Here is a 16,444-nt window from a genome sequence, read left to right as displayed (position 1 = left end):
GGGGGGGGGGGGCCCGGGGGGCCCCGCCCCGGCTCGGGGCATCGCTACGGGACGACGGTGACGGGCCAGCGGCCGGCCTTCACCAGCCGGACGGCCACCGAACCGACGAACCGGTGCCCGGCCGACTCGGACGCGCCGACCACGACGGCGTCGGCCTTCAGCTCGTCGGCCGCGCTGACAAGACCGTTGTACGGATCGCCGCGGAAGGTGTGGAACTCCCACCGCACGTTCCATATGTCCTTGAGCCGCTCCGTCGACTCGCGGATCTCGTTCACCAGGCCCTCCGCGACCTCACCGGTGACGTCGGCGACCGGCGCCCCGAGCGCCGCGCCGGCCGGCATCACCGGCTGGACGTACACGAGGGCGAGCATGGCGTTCTGCCGTCGTGCCAGTCCGGCGGCGTACGCGGCGGCGCGCATCGAGGAGTCGGACCCGTCGATACCCGCGACGATCACTTTGGGGCCGTCGGTGCCACGTTCGAACTGATGGCGTTGCTGCTCTGTCACACGGTCGAGGCTATCCGCTCCCCTCGCGGGGAGCCCGGGACAGGCCTGCCCCGGGGGCCGCCGGTCAGCGGGGATCCGCTCCTCCCATCGGGTGCAAAACGCCTCGCTCACGGTGTCGGGGGTACGCGTGACCCGACCGCCGTGCGAGCAGTTGGCCATGAAATCCGATCAGCAGCCCCCGGAACGACGCACCCTGCTGCGGCTGGCCCTCGGCCTCGGAGCCGCCACCGCCGTCCACCTGATCGCCGCCGACCCCGCCGCCACGCCCGTCCGCCCCGGTGGTGCGCCGCCCGCGGGAGCCGCCGGCCCGCCCGCGCACACGAGGGCGAGGCCCTCCGCGTACCGTCTCCAGCCCATGACCGCCCATACCGCGCCCCGGTTCCGGCGCGCGGCGCCGCCCGTGCGGACCAGGCCGCTGGAGGAGCTGCCGGACCTCGGGCGTTCCATGGTGCTGAGCTTCGACGACGGACCCGACCCCCGGTACACACCGGGCATCCTGGCCACCCTGCGCGAGCACCGGGTCCGGGCGATGTTCTTCGTCTGCGGAGAGATGGCCGTCGACAACCAGGACCTGCTGCGCGAGATGGCGGCCGACGGGCATGTCGTCGCCAACCACTCCTGGTCCCATCCGCTGATCCCCGGGCTGTCCCGGGCGGGCATCCGCGACGAGCTGGGCCGTACCAGTGACATCATCGAGGAGACGCTCGGCGAGGCGCCGATCTGGTACCGGGCGCCGTACGGGGCGTGGAACCGCAACTCGTTCGAGATCGGTGCCGCCCTGGGCATGGAGCCCCTGGCCTGGACCGTCGACACCCTCGACTGGACCACACCGGGCACCGGCACCATCGTCCGCCGGGTGCTGGAGGGTGCGGCGCCGGGCGTCGTGGTGCTGTCCCACGACGCGGGCGGCGACCGTTCGCAGAGTGTCGCCGCGCTGCGCCGGTATCTGCCCGAACTGCTGGCCGACGGGTATCGCATCACGGTTCCGCACCGCGGGTGAGGCGCGGTGGGTGAGGCGCGGCGGCGGTTGCGGCGGGCGTACGGTCAGCGCGTCGCGACCATCCGGGCGAAGACGACCACGTTCCCGTCGTACCCGCCGGACCTGGAGTAGCCGCCGCCACAGGTGATGACCCGGAGCTCCGCATGGCCCGTGTCTCCGTACACCTGGGCTCCGGGGAAGTCGTCCTTGGCGAACACGTCGACCCCGTACACCTCGAACACCGCGATGCGGCCGTCGTAGCGGGCCACCTCGACGCGCTGCCCCTTCTCGACGGCGCCCAGACCGTAGAAGACGGCGGGCCCCGACATGTTGTCGACGTGGCCGACGACCACGGCGGTGCCGCGCTGGCCCGGCGAGATGCCGTTCTGGTACCAGCCCGCGAGATTGGGGTCCTCCGGGGGAGGCGCCGCGATCAGGCCGTCCGGGTCCAGGTTCACATCGATCATCGGTGCGTCCACCCGGATCGAGTTGATCTTCACGCGGGCGGCGGGCGCGTAGGGCAGCGGCTGGACCGGTTCGCCGGCCAGTGGAACCGCCGCGGGGTCCTGACGCTCCTTCAGTGAGGCGGCAGCCGCCGGCTGAGGTGGACCCGGGGCGATATCGGTGCCGTTCCGCATGAGGGCGAGGCCGGTGAGCAGCACCAGGGCGAATGCACCCCACGGCGCGCGTCTGGTCCGCTTGACGTCCCAGTGGTCCCGGTCCCGGCCCATGGTTCTCCCTTCGTCGCGACGATTGGAACGCTAAGTGCGGGGCGGCGCGGTCGCGATCAGAGAAGGGCGAACGGGTGGCGGCCCGCCCCGGGGCCGCCGGGGGCGTTCACCCCGCGCGGGGTGGATCGGGCTCTTCGGAGTAATGAGCGGATAAAACTTCTGACGCTCTGTGACCTGCGACTCCGTCAGATCCGGAGGTCTCCGCCCGGCGTGTCGGCTCACCGGTGTGGAGCAGTGCCGAAGTGCGACAACCGGAAGATCTGGTGAGTGTTCGTCATGGGACGCGTATCCGTCGATCCATCCCGGAGGACATGACTCCGGGGCGCTTCCCGCTGGAGGTTCAACAATGCGTGCTTCACGCGCTCTCGCGGTGACCGCGACCGCATTCGCGGCTGTCGGCCTCGCCGCCCCCATGGCCGCCGCGACCAACGGTCCGAGCGATGTCAAGGTCAACCCGTCCTCGGTGCACCAGGGCGCCACGATGCAGGTCAGCGCGGTGGGCTGTGGTCACGGCGGCAAGGTGTGGTCGAACGCCTTCCCGACGACGAACCTGTCCGCGGGTTCCACCGGATTCGCGACGGTCCACATCCGGCACAACACCACCCCGGGGCACTACAACCTGTCGGTGAAGTGCAACGACAACTCCAAGATCGCCACGGCCAAGTTCACCGTGCTCGCCGGACAGGGCGCCGGGGGCGGCCTCGGCGGCTCCATGGGCCCCGACTCCATTGAGATGCAGATCGGTGGTGGACTGGTGGCCGCGTCGGCGATCGGCGGCGCCGTCTTCATCGTCCGTCGTCGCCGGACGAGCAATGCGGCGTTCTAAGGCGTCGAACCTCCCGCCCGGCCCGATACGCCCGTCGCCCCGAGTCCTGGATCAGGACCCGGGGCGACTGTCGTGCGTCCGGCGGTACATGCCGGTCAGTGGCTGCCGCGCCGCCTGCGCACGACATACACGGTGCCGCCCGCGGCTGCCAGCACCAGGGCGGTACCCGCAGCGATCTCGCCGGCGTTGATGCCGTCGACGCTGCCGCCCATCCCGCCCCGCACGCCACTGGGTGGCGGGAGGGCAGTGGAACTGGCGGTAGGAGCGGTGGTGGGTGAGCTGGTGGGTGTGCTCGTCGCGCCGCCGGTGATGGTCAGGTTGACCATTCGTACGGTGCCGCCGCAGTTGAACGTCACTTCGTAGACGGCCCCACGCTTGGCGTCCCAGTCGACCGTGGCGGTGGCCGACTGCCCACTGGGGATCGTCGTCGTGTCGAACACGCCCGACGAGGCCGTGGCCGCCACGTCGCACCCCATGGCGCCCAGGGTGACCTGGCCGCCGGGTGCGACCGTGGACGGGGTGACCGAGGGGGTGAAGGCAATGGTCGTGGCGTTCGTAGCGGCGTATGCGGCCGTGACCGGCGCCGTCAGTGCGAGAGCGACGGAGCCGAGCAGGGCGGCGGGTGCGACACGTATCGCGCGCATGGTGAATCCTCCGGGTCCCCGAGGAGCAGTTGCGGAACGGTTTTCCACAGAGCAGCAGAAATGCACCTCGATGCCCGACACGCTAGAAGTGACCCATATCACCCGCGATCGGGGTCCGGCGAATGGGGCAGCTTTGTCCCCCGGCCGGCGCACCGCTGAAGTGCCGGCCGGGGGACCGGGCGCGCTGGATCCGACTAGCCGCCGGAGGCGTGCGGGAACAGATCGACGAACGGCGCGGTCGTCGCCGAGATGCCCCGTCCGAAGGGTGAGTCGAAGTCCCAGATCAGGAAGAGCAGGAAGGCGATCAGCACGCTGAAGAGGCCCGCCAGCAGCAGCTCACGGAACGTTCTGCGGATCTGCAGCGTGAAGATCAGCCCCACCGTCACCATCGCCCCGGTGATCAGGCCGAACCACACCACCCCCGGCATCGTCGCGCCCGCGCTCTGCCCCCGGGAGCCCCGTGCGTCATCGGCCGCGGCGACCTGGTCCACCAGTGGCTGATACGCCTGCCCCTCATGGTCGGTCTTCGGCTGGTACTCGGTGACATCCGCCCGTACGCGGTCCAGCAGCCGGGATCCCTCCTCGGTGATGCTCCCCGTCTCGGTCATGGCCTTCCACTCGTCGTCGATCACATAGCTGACGTACGCATCGACATCGGCACGGATGCGGTCGCGGACCTCGACCGGATAGACGGAGGCCCGTGCGCTCACCTCGTGCAGGGCCTGGGCTTCCAGGCGTACGGACTCCTGGGCCGCGCTTCGCGCCTCCCAGACGCCCGCGATGGCGAGGCCGAGCACGATCGCGTACACCACGCCGATCATCATCGTCATGTACTCGATGACGTCAGGAGTCTCCGACGGGTCGTCGTCCTCGCCGATGCGGCGGTTGTTGAGGACGGCGATGGTGAGGACAACCGCGCAGGCCGAGGCCATGGCGATGGTCAGAACAAGCCATTCCGACATGGATATCTCCGGTATCTCCGTGGATCAGCGGGACGAACGCGGCCGCAGGACGGCCACGGCGAATACCGCGGGTGCGGTGATCAGCAGGGTGAGAGAGACCAGGGACGGGCCGCTCCTCGGTGCTTTGCGGGTGGGCTTGCGGTACGTGGGGAGCGCCACGGGCTCCGGCGGAGGGAGCTTGGGACGTGCGGACGGGGGCGGCGGCGCGGGTTCCGGTTCAGGTGGTGCGGGGGGTGGGGGCGGCGGTGGCGGGGGTGGAGGCGGCGGTGGGGGTGGTGGCTCCGGCGGTGGCGGAGGGGGAGGCGGTGGCGGTGGCTCCGGGGGAGGGGGCGGTGGCGGCGGAGGCTCCGGAGGTGGTGGAGGCGGCGGTGGCGGGGCCGGTTCCGAGACCGCCTTGCAGTTCCCCCCGCCCGCCACGGCGACCGACGAACTGCCGTCGCCCTGACCGATGGAGGCAACGGCGCAACTGTCGCCGGTCGCCGGCGCGGGCACGGCGCACAGCCATACGAGTGCGGCGGCTGCCGAGAGCCGCCCGATGCGTGATCCGTACACGACCGGGAGCATGGACCGGGCCGTGCCCGGACACGCCCGCCGCGGCGAGGATTCCCCAGATGGTGGGGACCTTGTGCGGTTCACGTTTGCGCGCGCCGAAACTTTCTCGGCGCGCTTTGAACACGGAGGGACCGGCCACCCGTACCTAGGGCCATGAACGGCGCGGCCTCGCGTCGTAACCGGCAGAAGGACAACGGGAGTCGACATGAATACCTGGCGCAACGCCTCGCTCGCGGTGACGGCGACGGCCCTGCTGGCGCTGACGACGGCGTGCGGTCAGGAGAAGGGAACCGCTTCGCCGAACGGCCAGGCCGTGGGCAATGCCGTCCCCGCGGAACAGCCGGCCGACAGCGGTTACGGCTCGGACGGCGGCTACGGCTCGGATGCCGGAACGGACGCCGCCGCCCCCAAGGAAGCCGGCCAGCTCGCCGTGTGGGACAGCAAGAATCTGGGCAAGGTGCTGACCGACAGCGCGGGTTTCACTCTTTACCGCTTCGACAAGGACACCGCGAGTCCGCCCGCGTCGAATTGCGCGGGCGAGTGCGCGAAGACCTGGCCGGTCGTGCCCGCGGGCAATGCCGTGGCCGCGCCCGGCACGGACGCCGCCCTGCTCGGAGAGGTCGTACGCACCGACGGCACCAAGCAACTCACCGTCGCGGGCTGGCCGATGTACCGGTACGCCAAGGACACCGGGCCGGGCGATGCCAACGGACAGGGTGTCGGCGGAACATGGTTCGCCGCGGCGCCCGACGGGAAGAAGGCCGCGGTGAACGCAGACGGGGCCGCTGAAGCGGAACCGGCCGACCTCGCGGGGCTTTCCGTCCGCAAGGATCCGAAACTCGGGGACATCGTCGTCGACAAGCGCGGTATGACGGTCTACCGGTTCAAGAAGGACTCCGCCTGGCCGATGAAGTCGGCCTGCACGGGCGACTGTCTCAAGAAGTGGCCCGTCGTCGATCCTGTGGCGAAGAATGATGTGGATGGCGTCACCACGAAGGGCTTTGTCACCTTCGACCGGCCCGACGGAATCAAGCAACAGACTCTCGACTGCTGGCCGATTTACACCTTCTCCGGCGATGCCAACCCGGGAGACACCAACGGGCAGGGTGTCGGCGGGACATGGTACGCGGTGTCGCCCGACTCGAAACTGGTCGGAGCGCCCAAGTAACCCGATCCGAGTGCCGTGCGTACCGGTCCGTCGCTGAATGTGCACTCGCAGCGACGGACCGCCGCACATGCCCCTGGAGTGTGACCAATAACGGACCGCGAATTTCCGTTTCCGCTCGCTCTCCTGGCGGTCGATCAGTAGCCTCTGGTCAACACTGACCATGAACATGGCCGGATCGCCGTGGCGACTTGTTGGAGACATCGATGGAGCGTCCCGCCTGGGCACCGCAAGGCATTGACATTTCGGTGCCGAGCGTGTCCCGCATGTATGACTTCTATCTGGGCGGATCGCATAATTTCGAGGTGGACCGGGAAGCTGCCCGTAAGGCCATGGAGTTCATGCCTGGCCTTCCCAAGATCATGCAGGCGAACCGCGCCTTTATGCGCCGGGCGGTGCACTACGCCACAACTGAGGGCATCAGCCAGTTTCTGGACATCGGTTCCGGCATTCCGACCTTCGGAAATGTTCATGAAGTCGCCCAGGCCGCCGACTCCGCAGCCAAAGTGGCGTACGTCGATCACGACCCGGTCGCCGTCGCGCACAGCCAGGCGGTACTGGAGGGCGTCGAGAACACCGTGATCGCCGCCGCCGATCTGCGCGGCCCCCAGGAGATCCTGAAGAGCCCCGAGGTCTCCGGACTCATCGACTTCGACCGGCCGGTGGCGCTGCTCCTTGTCGCGGTCCTGCACTTCATCGAGGACGCCGACGATCCGTACGCCGCCGTCGCCGAACTGACCGCCGCACTCGCCCCCGGCAGCCTGATCGTCATCACCCACGCCTCGTACGAGGGGATACCGCTCAGCAAGGAGGAGGCGGGCGGCACCGTCGGTGTCTACCGCAGCATCCGCAATCCGCTCGTCATGCGGTCGCGCGCCGAGGTGAGCCGGTTCTTCGAGGGGTACGAGATGGTCGACCCCGGCCTCGTCTCGATGCCGGACTGGCGTCCGGACACCCCCCTGGTGGAGGGTCAGGAAGATCCATTCGCCTTCTCCGGCTTCGCAGGGGTAGGACGCAAGGCGTGAGCATTCCCACCCAGGCGTCCGGTGCCCCGGACGCGGAACCGGACGGTCCCGAGGGCCGGCTCCGGAGATTCGCCACGATCTGGAGCCGGGCGACCTTTCCGTCCACGGCCACCTCCATGACGCGCCAGGAGTTCGAACAGCATCTGCTGCCCCTGGCGCGTGAGCTGAGCGGGATCCTGCACGCACGGCCCTTCGACCCGGCGCCCGCGCACGGGGTCGGGGCCGCGCTCGTCGCCGCGCACTGCACGGACCCGGAGGCGCTCAGTTCGACGCTCGGTGTCATCGACTCGTACCTGGTGCTCTACTGCGGGAGCAACGGAACGCTGGAACTCTCGACCGAGGACAGCAGGGCCCGCTGCGCTCGGATGCAGCACGCGCTCGCCGGCGGATTCACGCTGGCGCTGCGTGAGCGGACCCTCGCCGAGCAGGAGGCCATCGCCCGCTCCGCGCTCGTCGCCCGCTCGCACGCCGAACACGTCCTGCACGCCACCGAGGCCCGGTTCCGCGCCGTGTTCAAGGACGCGGCGATCGGCATCGGCATCGCGGACCTGGAAGGCAACATCCTGGAGGTCAACGACACCCTCACCCGGATGTTCGGCGGCCTCGAACACCACGTCCGCAGCCACAAGGTGAACGAGTGGGTCCATCCCGAGGACTCACCGCAGGTGTGGAAGTACTACAACGAGCTGGTACGCGGCGAACGCGATCACTACCGCGTCGAGAAGCCCTACTACCGCAACGACGGCACCGTCCTGTGGACCAACCTCACGGTATCGCTGCTGCGCGACTCCGAGGGCCGGCCCGAATACCAGCTCGCGCTCATGGAGGACACCACCGAGCGCCGGCTGCTCAACCTGCGGCTGCGCTACGAGGCGACCCACGACGCGCTCACCGGGCTGCCCAACAGGACCCTGTTCTTCGAGCGTCTTGAGAAGGCACTCGCGGCGAAGGGCGGAACCCGCTTCGGGCTCTGCTACCTCGACCTCGACGGCTTCAAGGCGATCAACGACAGCCTGGGCCACGCGGCGGGGGACCGGCTGCTCGTCGAGGTCGCGGACCGGCTGCAGAGCTGTGCGACCGCACCGGGGGAGATGGTGGCGCGGCTCGGCGGCGACGAGTTCGTGGCCCTCACGACCGGGCCCCGCACCGAGGACGAGGTCGACGAGCTGGCCTGCCGGATACTCGGGGTGCTCGCCACACCGATCCGGCTCGACGGCCGCGAACTGACGGTACGGGGGTCCATCGGCGTGGTCGAAGGACCGGCCGCGGGCGAACGTACCGCTGCCGAGGTGCTGCGCAGCGCCGACATCACGATGTACCGGGCCAAGTCGGCGGGCGGCAACCGCTTCGAGCTCGCGGACGCGGAGGCCGATGCCCGCGCGATCACCCGGCACGGGCTGACCACGGCGCTTCCCGCCGCGCTGGACCGGGGCGAGTTCTTCATCGAGTACCAGCCGCTGGTGCACCTCGGTGACGGCAGCGTGCACGGTGCGGAGGCGCTGGTGCGGTGGTGCCATCCGCAGCACGGTGTGCTCGGCCCCGACCGGTTCATTCCGCTCGCCGAACACACCGGTCTCATCGTGCCGTTGGGGCGGTGGGTGCTGGAGGAGTCCGTGCGCCAGGCCAACTTCTGGCAGGAGCGGCACAGTGACGGCGGCCCGCTGCGGATCAACGTCAACCTCTCGCCGACCCAGTTGCACCATCCGCGTCTGGTCGCCGAGACGGTGGACGTACTGGAGCGTTCCGGTCTGGAGCCGGGGGCGCTCTGCCTGGAGGTCACCGAGTCCGCGCTGATCGGCGCCGACGACGATCTGCTCAAGCCGCTGCGGCAACTGGCGGAGATGGGTGTCGACATAGCGCTCGACGACTTCGGCACGGGCTACTCGAACCTGGCGAATCTCCGGCGGCTGCCGGTGAGCGTGCTGAAGCTGGACCGTTCGTTCACGCAGGGCATGCAGCAGCACCCGGCCGACCCGGTCGACCTGAAGATCGTCGAGGGGATCGTCTCGCTCGCCCACAGCCTGGATCTGGCTGTGACGGTCGAGGGCGTGGAGACCGGCGCGCAGGCGGAGCAGCTGAGGCAGCTCGGCTGCGACACGGCCCAGGGCTGGTACTACGCCCGCCCGGGCGCACCGGACCGGATCCACACGCTGCTCCTGGCCGACGCGGTGTGAGGGGGCGGCAGGACGGGGGGCGAACCCCCGTCCTGCCCCCCGCTAGCCCCGCTCCGGGCCGTGGGCCAGCAGCACCCGCTGCAACTCCCGCGCGGCCCGCGGCGGTGCGACGTCGCTGCGGTGGGCCAGCGCGATCGTCCGCCGCAGTCCCGGTGACGCGAGCGGTGTGGTCCGCAGGTCGTGCCCGGCCCGGTTCGCGACCATGCTCGGCACCACCGCCACGCCGAGCCCTGCCCGTACGAAGCCGAGCACCGCGTCCATCTCGCCGCCCTCCACCGTGAACGACGGCTCGAAACCCTCGGCCCGGCACGCGGCCACCGTCAGCTCCCGCAGGTCGTAGCCGTGCCGGAACATCACCAGCGGCGCGCCCTGGAGATCGGCGATCCGGACCCGGCCCCCGCGCCCGGGTGCGGGCTCCGAGGCCGACGACACCACCACCAGGTCCTCGTGCAGCAGCTCCACCGTGGTCAGCGCGGGCGACGCGGCAGGCAGGGGGAGCACGACGAGCGCGAGATCCAGCGCTCCGCGGGCCAGCTGTCGTACGAGGTCGTGCGAGCCGCCCTCCTCCAGGAGCAGCTGAATCCCGGGGTGCAGATCATGGAAGGCCCGCAGCACATCGGGCAACAGGCCGGTGCAGAGGCTGGGCGTGGCGCCGAGCCTGATGCGCCCCCGGCGCAGCTGGACCAGCTCCTGGACCTCGTACCGCGCGGTATCGGCGTCGGCGAGAATCCGCCGGGCCAGCGGCAGCAGCGCCTCGCCAGCGTCCGTCAGCGCGATGTTGCCCCGGGCCCGGCTGAACAGCTCGGCGCCCAGCTCGCTCTCCAGCGCCTTGATCTGCTGGGAGAGCGAGGGCTGGGAGACGTGCACCTCCTCGGCGGCGCGGGTGAAGTGCCGGGTCTCGGCCACGGCGACGAAGTAGGCGAGCTGCTGGAACTGCATGAGCCGACGATAGCCTCCCACGATAGGTTCAGGCTATGGATATGAGGCACTCCATGTCTTGGACTGATGAGGCCCTTCGGCTCTAGCGTCGTGTCCATGGCATTGGCAACACGGACGGACCGGCGGCCGTCCATGACGCGCACGCTCTGGGACTCCACCGTCGGCAAGAAGACGATCATGGCTGTGAGCGGCCTGATCATGCTCCTCTACTTGGTCGTCCACATGATCGGCAACCTGAAGATCTTCTTCGGGGCCGGGGAGTTCAACCACTACGCCCACTGGCTGCGCACCATGGGCGAGCCCTTCCTCCACTACGAGTGGGCGCTGTGGCTCGTCCGCGTGGTGCTGGTCGCCGCCGTCGTGCTGCACGCCACGTCCGCGTACCAGCTGAGCCGCCGCGACATCAGGGCGCGCCCCAGCAAGTACGTCCACAAGAAGCCGCGCGCGAGCTACGCCACGCGCACCATGCGCTGGGGCGGGATCATCCTCGCCCTCTTCATCGTCTGGCACATCCTCGACCTGACCACGGGAACGGCGCACCCGGGCGGATTCCAGTCCGGACGCCCGTACCAGAACGTCGTCGACACCTTCTCCACCTGGTACGGCAACGTCATCTACATCGCCGCGGTGCTCGCCCTCGGCCTGCACGTCCGGCACGGGTTCTGGAGCGCCGCGCAGACCCTCGGCGTGGGCAACGCGACCCGCGACCGCATCCTCAAGACGACGGCCAACGCCCTCGCGCTGGTGCTGACGGCGGGCTTCGTCGCCGTGCCCGTCGCTGTCATGACCGGAGTGGTGAGCTGACATGAGCGAGTACACGCAGTACGGGACGGGCGAGCCCCTCGTCGACGAGAAGGCCCCCGCGGGCCCCGTCGCCGAGCGCTGGGACACCCGACGCTTCGAAGCGAAGCTGGTCAACCCGGCCAACCGCCGCAAACACACCGTCATCGTCGTCGGCACCGGCCTCGCCGGCGGCTCGGCGGGCGCCACACTCGCCGAACAGGGCTACCACGTCGTCCAGTTCTGCTTCCAGGACTCACCCCGCCGCGCCCACTCCGTCGCCGCCCAGGGCGGCATCAACGCCGCCAAGAACTACCGCAACGACGGCGACTCCGTGCACCGGCTCTTCTACGACACCGTCAAGGGCGGCGACTTCCGCGCCCGCGAGTCCAACGTCCACCGGCTCGCACAGATCTCCGTCGAGATCATCGACCAGTGCGTCGCCCAGGGAGTGCCCTTCGCCCGCGAGTACGGCGGACTGCTCGACAACCGCTCCTTCGGCGGCGTCCAGGTCTCCCGTACCTTCTACGCCCGCGGCCAGACAGGACAGCAACTCCTCCTCGGCGCCTACCAGGCACTCTCCCGGCAGATCGCCGCGGGCAACGTCGAACTGCACTCCCGTACCGAGATGCTCGACCTGATCGTCGTCGACGGAAAGGCCCGCGGCATCGTCGCCCGCGACCTGATCACCGGAAAGATCGACACGTACTTCGCCGACGCGGTCGTCCTGGCCAGCGGCGGTTACGGCAACGTCTTCTATCTGTCGACGAACGCCATGAACTCCAACGCCACCGCCATCTGGCGCGCCCACCGCCGCGGCGCCTACTTCGCCAACCCCTGCTTCACCCAGATCCACCCCACCTGCATCCCGCGCACCGGCGACCACCAGTCCAAGCTGACGCTGATGAGCGAGTCGCTGCGCAACGACGGCCGTATCTGGGTGCCGAAGGCCAAGCGCGACGAGCGCCCGGCCAACGAGATCCCCGAGGACGAGCGCGACTACTACCTGGAGCGCATCTACCCCGCCTTCGGCAACCTCGTGCCCCGCGACATCGCCTCCCGCGCCGCGAAGAACGTCTGCGACGAGGGGCGCGGGGTCGGCCCCGGCGGGCAAGGGGTCTACCTCGACTTCGCCGACGCCATCGCCCGGATGGGAAAGGCGAAGGTCGAGGAGAAGTACGGCAACCTCTTCGACATGTACGCGCAGATCACCGCGGAGAACCCGTACGAGACACCCATGCGGATCTATCCGGCCGTGCACTACACGATGGGCGGACTCTGGGTCGACTACGACCTGCAGACCACCGTCCCCGGACTCTTCGCGATCGGTGAGGCGAACTTCTCCGACCACGGCGCCAACCGCCTCGGCGCATCCGCGCTGATGCAGGGCCTCGCCGACGGCTACTTCGTCCTGCCCTCCACGATCAACGACTACCTCGCCCGCAACCCGCACACCGACGAGGTCGACGCCACGCACCCGGCCGTCGCCGAGACGGTCGCGGAGACCGAGGACCGGATCAATCTGCTCCTCGCCGTCGACGGCGACCGCACCCCCGACTCCTTCCACCGTGAGATCGGCGAACTCATGTGGGAGTTCTGCGGCATGGCCCGCACCGAGGAAGGGCTGCGCAAGGCCCTCGACCGGCTCCCGCAGATCCGCGAGGAGTTCTGGCGCCGCATCAAGGTGCCCGGCACCGGAGAACAGTTCAACCAGTCGCTGGAGAAGGCCAACCGCATCGTCGACTACCTGGAGCTCGCCGAGCTCATGTGCCTCGACGCCCTGCACCGCGCCGAATCCTGCGGCGGCCACTTCCGCGAGGAGTCACAGACCCCCGAGGGCGAAGCCGCCCGCCGGGACGAGGAGTTCTCCTACGTCGCGGCCTGGGAGTTCTCGGGCACGGGCGACGCCCCCGTCCTGCACAAGGAAGACCTCGTCTTCGAGTACGTCCACCCCACTCAGCGGAGCTACGCATGAAGCTCACCCTGCGCGTCTGGCGCCAGCCGGACCCCGAAGCGCCCGGCGCCATGGCCACCTACGAAGTCGACGGCATCTCCCCGGACATGTCGTTCCTGGAGATGCTCGACACCCTCAACGAGGACCTCATCCTCGACGGGGACGAGCCCGTCGCCTTCGACCACGACTGCCGCGAGGGCATCTGCGGCGCCTGCAGCCTCGTCATCAACGGTGACGCCCACGGACCGGAGCGCACCACCACCTGTCAGCTCCACATGCGGTCCTTCCAGGACGGTCAGACCATCGACGTCGAGCCGTGGCGCGCGTCCGCCTTCCCGGTCGTCAAGGACCTGGTCGTGGACCGCTCGGCCTTCGACCGCATCATCCAGTCCGGCGGCTACATCTCCGCCCCGACCGGCACCGCGCCCGACGCGCACGCCACACCCGTGCCCAAGCCGGACGCCGACTTCGCGTTCGAGCACGCCGAATGCATCGGCTGCGGCGCCTGCGTGGCGGCCTGCCCCAACGGCTCGGCGATGCTCTTCACCTCGGCGAAGATCAATCACCTCAATGTGCTGCCCCAGGGCGCACCCGAGCGTGAGACCCGGGTCCTCGACATGGTCGCCACGATGGACGAGGAGGGCTTCGGCGGCTGCACGCTGACGGGGGAGTGCGCCACCGCCTGCCCCAAGGGGATCCCGCTGCCGTCGATCGCCGCGATGAACAAGGAGTGGCTCCGGGCCGCCCGCAAGGTCCGCTGAAGGTCAGGAACCCATCGCCCGCGCCAGGAACGGCGCCGTACGGCTCCCGCCCGCCCGCGCCACCTCCGCCGGCGCACCCTCCGCGACGATCCGGCCGCCCTGGTCGCCCCCGCCGGGCCCCAGGTCGACCACCCAGTCGGCGCCCGCGACCACGGCCATGTCGTGCTCCACGACCACGACCGTGTTCCGGGCGTCGACCAGGCCGTGCAACTGGCGCATCAGTACCTCGACATCGGCGGGATGCAGACCGGTCGTCGGCTCGTCGAGGAGATACAGCGTGTGCCCGCGACGGGTGCGCTGGAGTTCGGTGGCGAGCTTGATCCGCTGGGCCTCGCCCCCGGACAGCTCCGTCGCCGGCTGGCCGAGCCGCAGATAGCCGAGCCCCACGTCGAGCAGCGTGCGCAGGCTGCGCCCGGCCGCCGGCGTCCCGGCGAAGAACGTGGCCGCCGACTCCACGGTGAGGTCCAGCACCTGCGCGATCGTGAGTCCGCGCAGCGTGACCTCAAGGGTCTGCGGGTTGTAGCGAGCGCCGTGACAGTCCGGGCAGGGAGCGTACGTGCTGGGCAGGAAGAGCAGTTCCACCGAGACGAAACCCTCGCCCTGACAGGTCTCGCACCGGCCGCCCGTCACGTTGAACGAGAACCGGCCCGCCTTGTAGCCCCTCTCCCGCGCCGTATCGGTCTCGGCGAACAGCTTCCGTACGACGTCGAAGAGCCCGGTGTACGTCGCCAGATTGGAGCGCGGCGTACGCCCGATCGGCTTCTGGTCGACCTGGACCAGGCGGTCCACCGCCTCCAGCCCCTCCGCCGACGCGCAGCCCTCCGTCTCCGGGATACGGGGGAGGTCCGCGGTGGCCGACGCCTGCCGGTCGGCGAGCACCCCGGCCAGGACCTGACCGACCAGCGTGGACTTGCCCGAGCCCGAGACTCCGGTCACCGCCGTGAACACCCCGAGCGGGAACGCGGCGTCGACGCCGCGCACATTGTGCCGGTCGACCTCGTTCAGCTTCAGCCACCCGGAGGGCGTACGGGGCTCCCGCGCCGGAACCGGGTCCTCGTCGAAGAGGAACCTGCGTGTCGCCGACTCCGCCACGTCCGCGAGCCCGGCCGGGGGACCGCTGTGCAGCACCCGGCCGCCGTGCTCACCCGCCAGCGGCCCCACATCGACCAGCCAGTCCGCCTGCCGCACCACATCGAGCTGGTGCTCCACGACGAACACCGTGTTGCCGGACTCCTTCAGCCGCCCGAGGACCGTGAGCAGGGACTCGGTGTCCGCCGGGTGCAGCCCGGCGGAGGGCTCGTCCAGTACGTAGACCACACCGAAGAGCCCCGACCGCAGCTGCGTGGCCAGCCGGAGGCGCTGCAACTCGCCGGACGACAGCGTCGGGGCCGTACGGTCGAGACTGAGATAGCCGAGACCCAGTTCCGTGACCGTCCCGATCCGGGCCAGGAGATCGGCCGTCAGCACATGGGCGGTCTCGCCCCCGGCCGCCCGGTGCAGCAGCGCGGCGAGAGCGGCGAGCGGGAGCGCGGCCAGTTCGGCGATCGTGTGCCCGGCGAACGTGACGGCCATCGCCTCAGGCCGCAGCCGGCTGCCGCCGCAGACCGGGCAGGGCGCACTCGTCAGGAAGCGTTCGGCCTTCGCGCGCAGCGTCCGGCTCCGGGAGTCGGCGAAGGTATGCATCACATAGCGCCGCGCGCTCATGTACGTGCCCTGGTACGGGCGTTGGATGCGGTTCGCGTCCCGTACCGGATGGACCGTCACCACCGGCTGCTCGTCCGTGAAGAGGATCCACTCCCGGTCCTTCGACTCCAGCTCCCGCCACGGCCGCTCCACGTCGTGGCCCAGCGCGTCCAGCACATCGCGCAGGTTCTTGCCCTGCCACGCGCCCGGCCAGGCGGCGATGGCACCGTCCCGGATCGACAGGGAGGGATCCGGGACGAGCAGTTCCTCGGTGGTGCGGTGGATCCGGCCGAGACCGTGGCACTCGGGGCACGCCCCGGCAGCCGTGTTCGGCGAGAACGCGTCCGAGTCGAGCCGTTCGGCGCCAGGCGGATAGTCACCGGCCCGGGAGAACAGCATGCGCAGCGAGTTCGACAGGGTCGTGACCGTGCCGACCGACGAACGCGATCCCGGCGCGGAGCGCCGCTGCTCCAGGGAGACGGCGGGCGGCAGCCCGGTGATCTCACCGACATCGGGAGCGCCGACCTGATGGATCAGCCGGCGGGCGTACGGGGCGACGGACTCGAAGTAGCGGCGCTGGGCCTCCGCGTAGATCGTCCCGAAGGCGAGCGAGGACTTGCCGGAACCCGATACGCCAGTGAACACGGTGAGGGTGTCGCGCGGGATGTCGACGGATACGTCCTGAAGGTTGTGCTCACGGGCGCCGCGCACCCGGACGTACGGATCGTGGGGGGTGTGCATGGGTGACGCTCCGAACCGGTCG

The 16,444-nt window shown here is 70.0% G+C and carries 16 protein-coding genes; 8 read left to right on the top strand and 8 right to left on the bottom strand.

The features are described 5' to 3' along the window. Positions 1 to 44 precede the first annotated feature (44 nt). Complete coding sequence (locus ACWGO0_RS32915) at positions 45 to 506, bottom strand: universal stress protein (protein ID WP_453543460.1); 462 nt, start codon at positions 504 to 506, stop codon at positions 45 to 47. 157 nt (positions 507 to 663) lie between these two features. Between ACWGO0_RS32915 and ACWGO0_RS32910 the strand changes: the two genes are divergently transcribed. Next, complete coding sequence (locus tag ACWGO0_RS32910) at positions 664 to 1,506, top strand: polysaccharide deacetylase family protein (RefSeq protein WP_453543458.1); 843 nt, start codon at positions 664 to 666, stop codon at positions 1,504 to 1,506. Between the two features lie 44 nt (positions 1,507 to 1,550). On the opposite strand, the gene ACWGO0_RS32905 is transcribed toward ACWGO0_RS32910, so the two are convergent. Next, on the bottom strand, positions 1,551 to 2,216 hold the full coding sequence (locus ACWGO0_RS32905; RefSeq protein WP_453543456.1) for a class F sortase: 666 nt from the start codon (positions 2,214 to 2,216) through the stop codon (positions 1,551 to 1,553). A 346-nt stretch (positions 2,217 to 2,562) separates the two neighbouring features. Between ACWGO0_RS32905 and ACWGO0_RS32900 the strand changes: the two genes are divergently transcribed. Continuing rightward, a complete protein-coding gene (locus tag ACWGO0_RS32900) occupies positions 2,563 to 3,042 on the top strand; it encodes a hypothetical protein (RefSeq protein WP_453543454.1) in 480 nt (159 codons plus the stop codon). A 95-nt stretch (positions 3,043 to 3,137) separates the two neighbouring features. Here the strand turns inward: ACWGO0_RS32900 and ACWGO0_RS32895 are convergent, their stop codons facing one another. The 4 genes from ACWGO0_RS32895 to ACWGO0_RS32880 form a co-directional block, all read right to left on the bottom strand. Continuing rightward, positions 3,138 to 3,686 (bottom strand): hypothetical protein, encoded by a 549-nt coding sequence (locus ACWGO0_RS32895; protein WP_453543452.1) that lies wholly within the window; start codon positions 3,684 to 3,686, stop codon positions 3,138 to 3,140. Positions 3,687 to 3,880: 194 nt separating this feature from the next. Next, positions 3,881 to 4,648 (bottom strand): bestrophin-like domain, encoded by a 768-nt coding sequence (locus tag ACWGO0_RS32890; RefSeq protein WP_453543450.1) that lies wholly within the window; start codon positions 4,646 to 4,648, stop codon positions 3,881 to 3,883. Positions 4,649 to 4,672: 24 nt separating this feature from the next. Then, on the bottom strand, positions 4,673 to 4,807 hold the full coding sequence (locus ACWGO0_RS32885; RefSeq protein WP_453543449.1) for a hypothetical protein: 135 nt from the start codon (positions 4,805 to 4,807) through the stop codon (positions 4,673 to 4,675). 58 nt (positions 4,808 to 4,865) lie between these two features. After that, complete coding sequence (locus ACWGO0_RS32880; protein ID WP_453543447.1) at positions 4,866 to 5,153, bottom strand: hypothetical protein; 288 nt, start codon at positions 5,151 to 5,153, stop codon at positions 4,866 to 4,868. Between the two features lie 252 nt (positions 5,154 to 5,405). Here ACWGO0_RS32880 and ACWGO0_RS32875 point away from each other — a divergent pair, with 252 nt between their 5' ends. The 3 genes from ACWGO0_RS32875 to ACWGO0_RS32865 all read left to right on the top strand — a co-directional run bounded on the left by ACWGO0_RS32875 (position 5,406) and on the right by ACWGO0_RS32865 (position 9,564). Beyond that, positions 5,406 to 6,368 carry an SCO0930 family lipoprotein gene (locus ACWGO0_RS32875; protein WP_453543445.1) on the top strand — a complete coding sequence of 321 codons (963 nt, stop codon included), beginning with the start codon at positions 5,406 to 5,408 and terminating at the stop codon, positions 6,366 to 6,368. A gap of 203 nt (positions 6,369 to 6,571) precedes the next feature. Beyond that, complete coding sequence (locus ACWGO0_RS32870) at positions 6,572 to 7,390, top strand: SAM-dependent methyltransferase (RefSeq protein ID WP_453543443.1); 819 nt, start codon at positions 6,572 to 6,574, stop codon at positions 7,388 to 7,390. Beyond that, complete coding sequence (locus tag ACWGO0_RS32865; protein WP_453543441.1) at positions 7,387 to 9,564, top strand: putative bifunctional diguanylate cyclase/phosphodiesterase; 2,178 nt, start codon at positions 7,387 to 7,389, stop codon at positions 9,562 to 9,564. Before ACWGO0_RS32870 ends, ACWGO0_RS32865 begins: the two co-directional genes overlap by 4 nt. A gap of 42 nt (positions 9,565 to 9,606) precedes the next feature. On the opposite strand, the gene ACWGO0_RS32860 is transcribed toward ACWGO0_RS32865, so the two are convergent. Beyond that, positions 9,607 to 10,503 carry a LysR family transcriptional regulator gene (locus ACWGO0_RS32860; RefSeq protein WP_453543439.1) on the bottom strand — a complete coding sequence of 299 codons (897 nt, stop codon included), beginning with the start codon at positions 10,501 to 10,503 and terminating at the stop codon, positions 9,607 to 9,609. Between the two features lie 96 nt (positions 10,504 to 10,599). Here ACWGO0_RS32860 and ACWGO0_RS32855 point away from each other — a divergent pair, with 96 nt between their 5' ends. The 3 genes from ACWGO0_RS32855 to ACWGO0_RS32845 are packed head-to-tail and all read left to right on the top strand — an operon-like array spanning position 10,600 to position 13,998. Beyond that, the gene (locus ACWGO0_RS32855) at positions 10,600 to 11,307 is read left to right on the top strand and encodes a succinate dehydrogenase (RefSeq protein WP_453543437.1); all 708 of its coding nucleotides are present in this window, start codon (positions 10,600 to 10,602) and stop codon (positions 11,305 to 11,307) included. Position 11,308: 1 nt separating this feature from the next. Then, positions 11,309 to 13,258, top strand: coding sequence for a fumarate reductase/succinate dehydrogenase flavoprotein subunit (locus tag ACWGO0_RS32850; RefSeq protein ID WP_453543435.1), 1,950 nt, complete (start codon positions 11,309 to 11,311; stop codon positions 13,256 to 13,258). After that, a complete protein-coding gene (locus tag ACWGO0_RS32845) occupies positions 13,255 to 13,998 on the top strand; it encodes a succinate dehydrogenase/fumarate reductase iron-sulfur subunit (RefSeq protein ID WP_453543433.1) in 744 nt (247 codons plus the stop codon). Before ACWGO0_RS32850 ends, ACWGO0_RS32845 begins: the two co-directional genes overlap by 4 nt. A 3-nt stretch (positions 13,999 to 14,001) precedes the next feature. Here the strand turns inward: ACWGO0_RS32845 and uvrA are convergent, their stop codons facing one another. Then, complete coding sequence (gene uvrA / locus ACWGO0_RS32840; protein WP_453543431.1) at positions 14,002 to 16,422, bottom strand: excinuclease ABC subunit UvrA; 2,421 nt, start codon at positions 16,420 to 16,422, stop codon at positions 14,002 to 14,004. Positions 16,423 to 16,444: the final 22 nt, after the last annotated feature.

The sequence above is a fragment of the Streptomyces sp. NPDC055749 genome (assembly GCF_053617235.1).
This window is presented reverse-complemented; position numbering and strand designations above follow the sequence as displayed.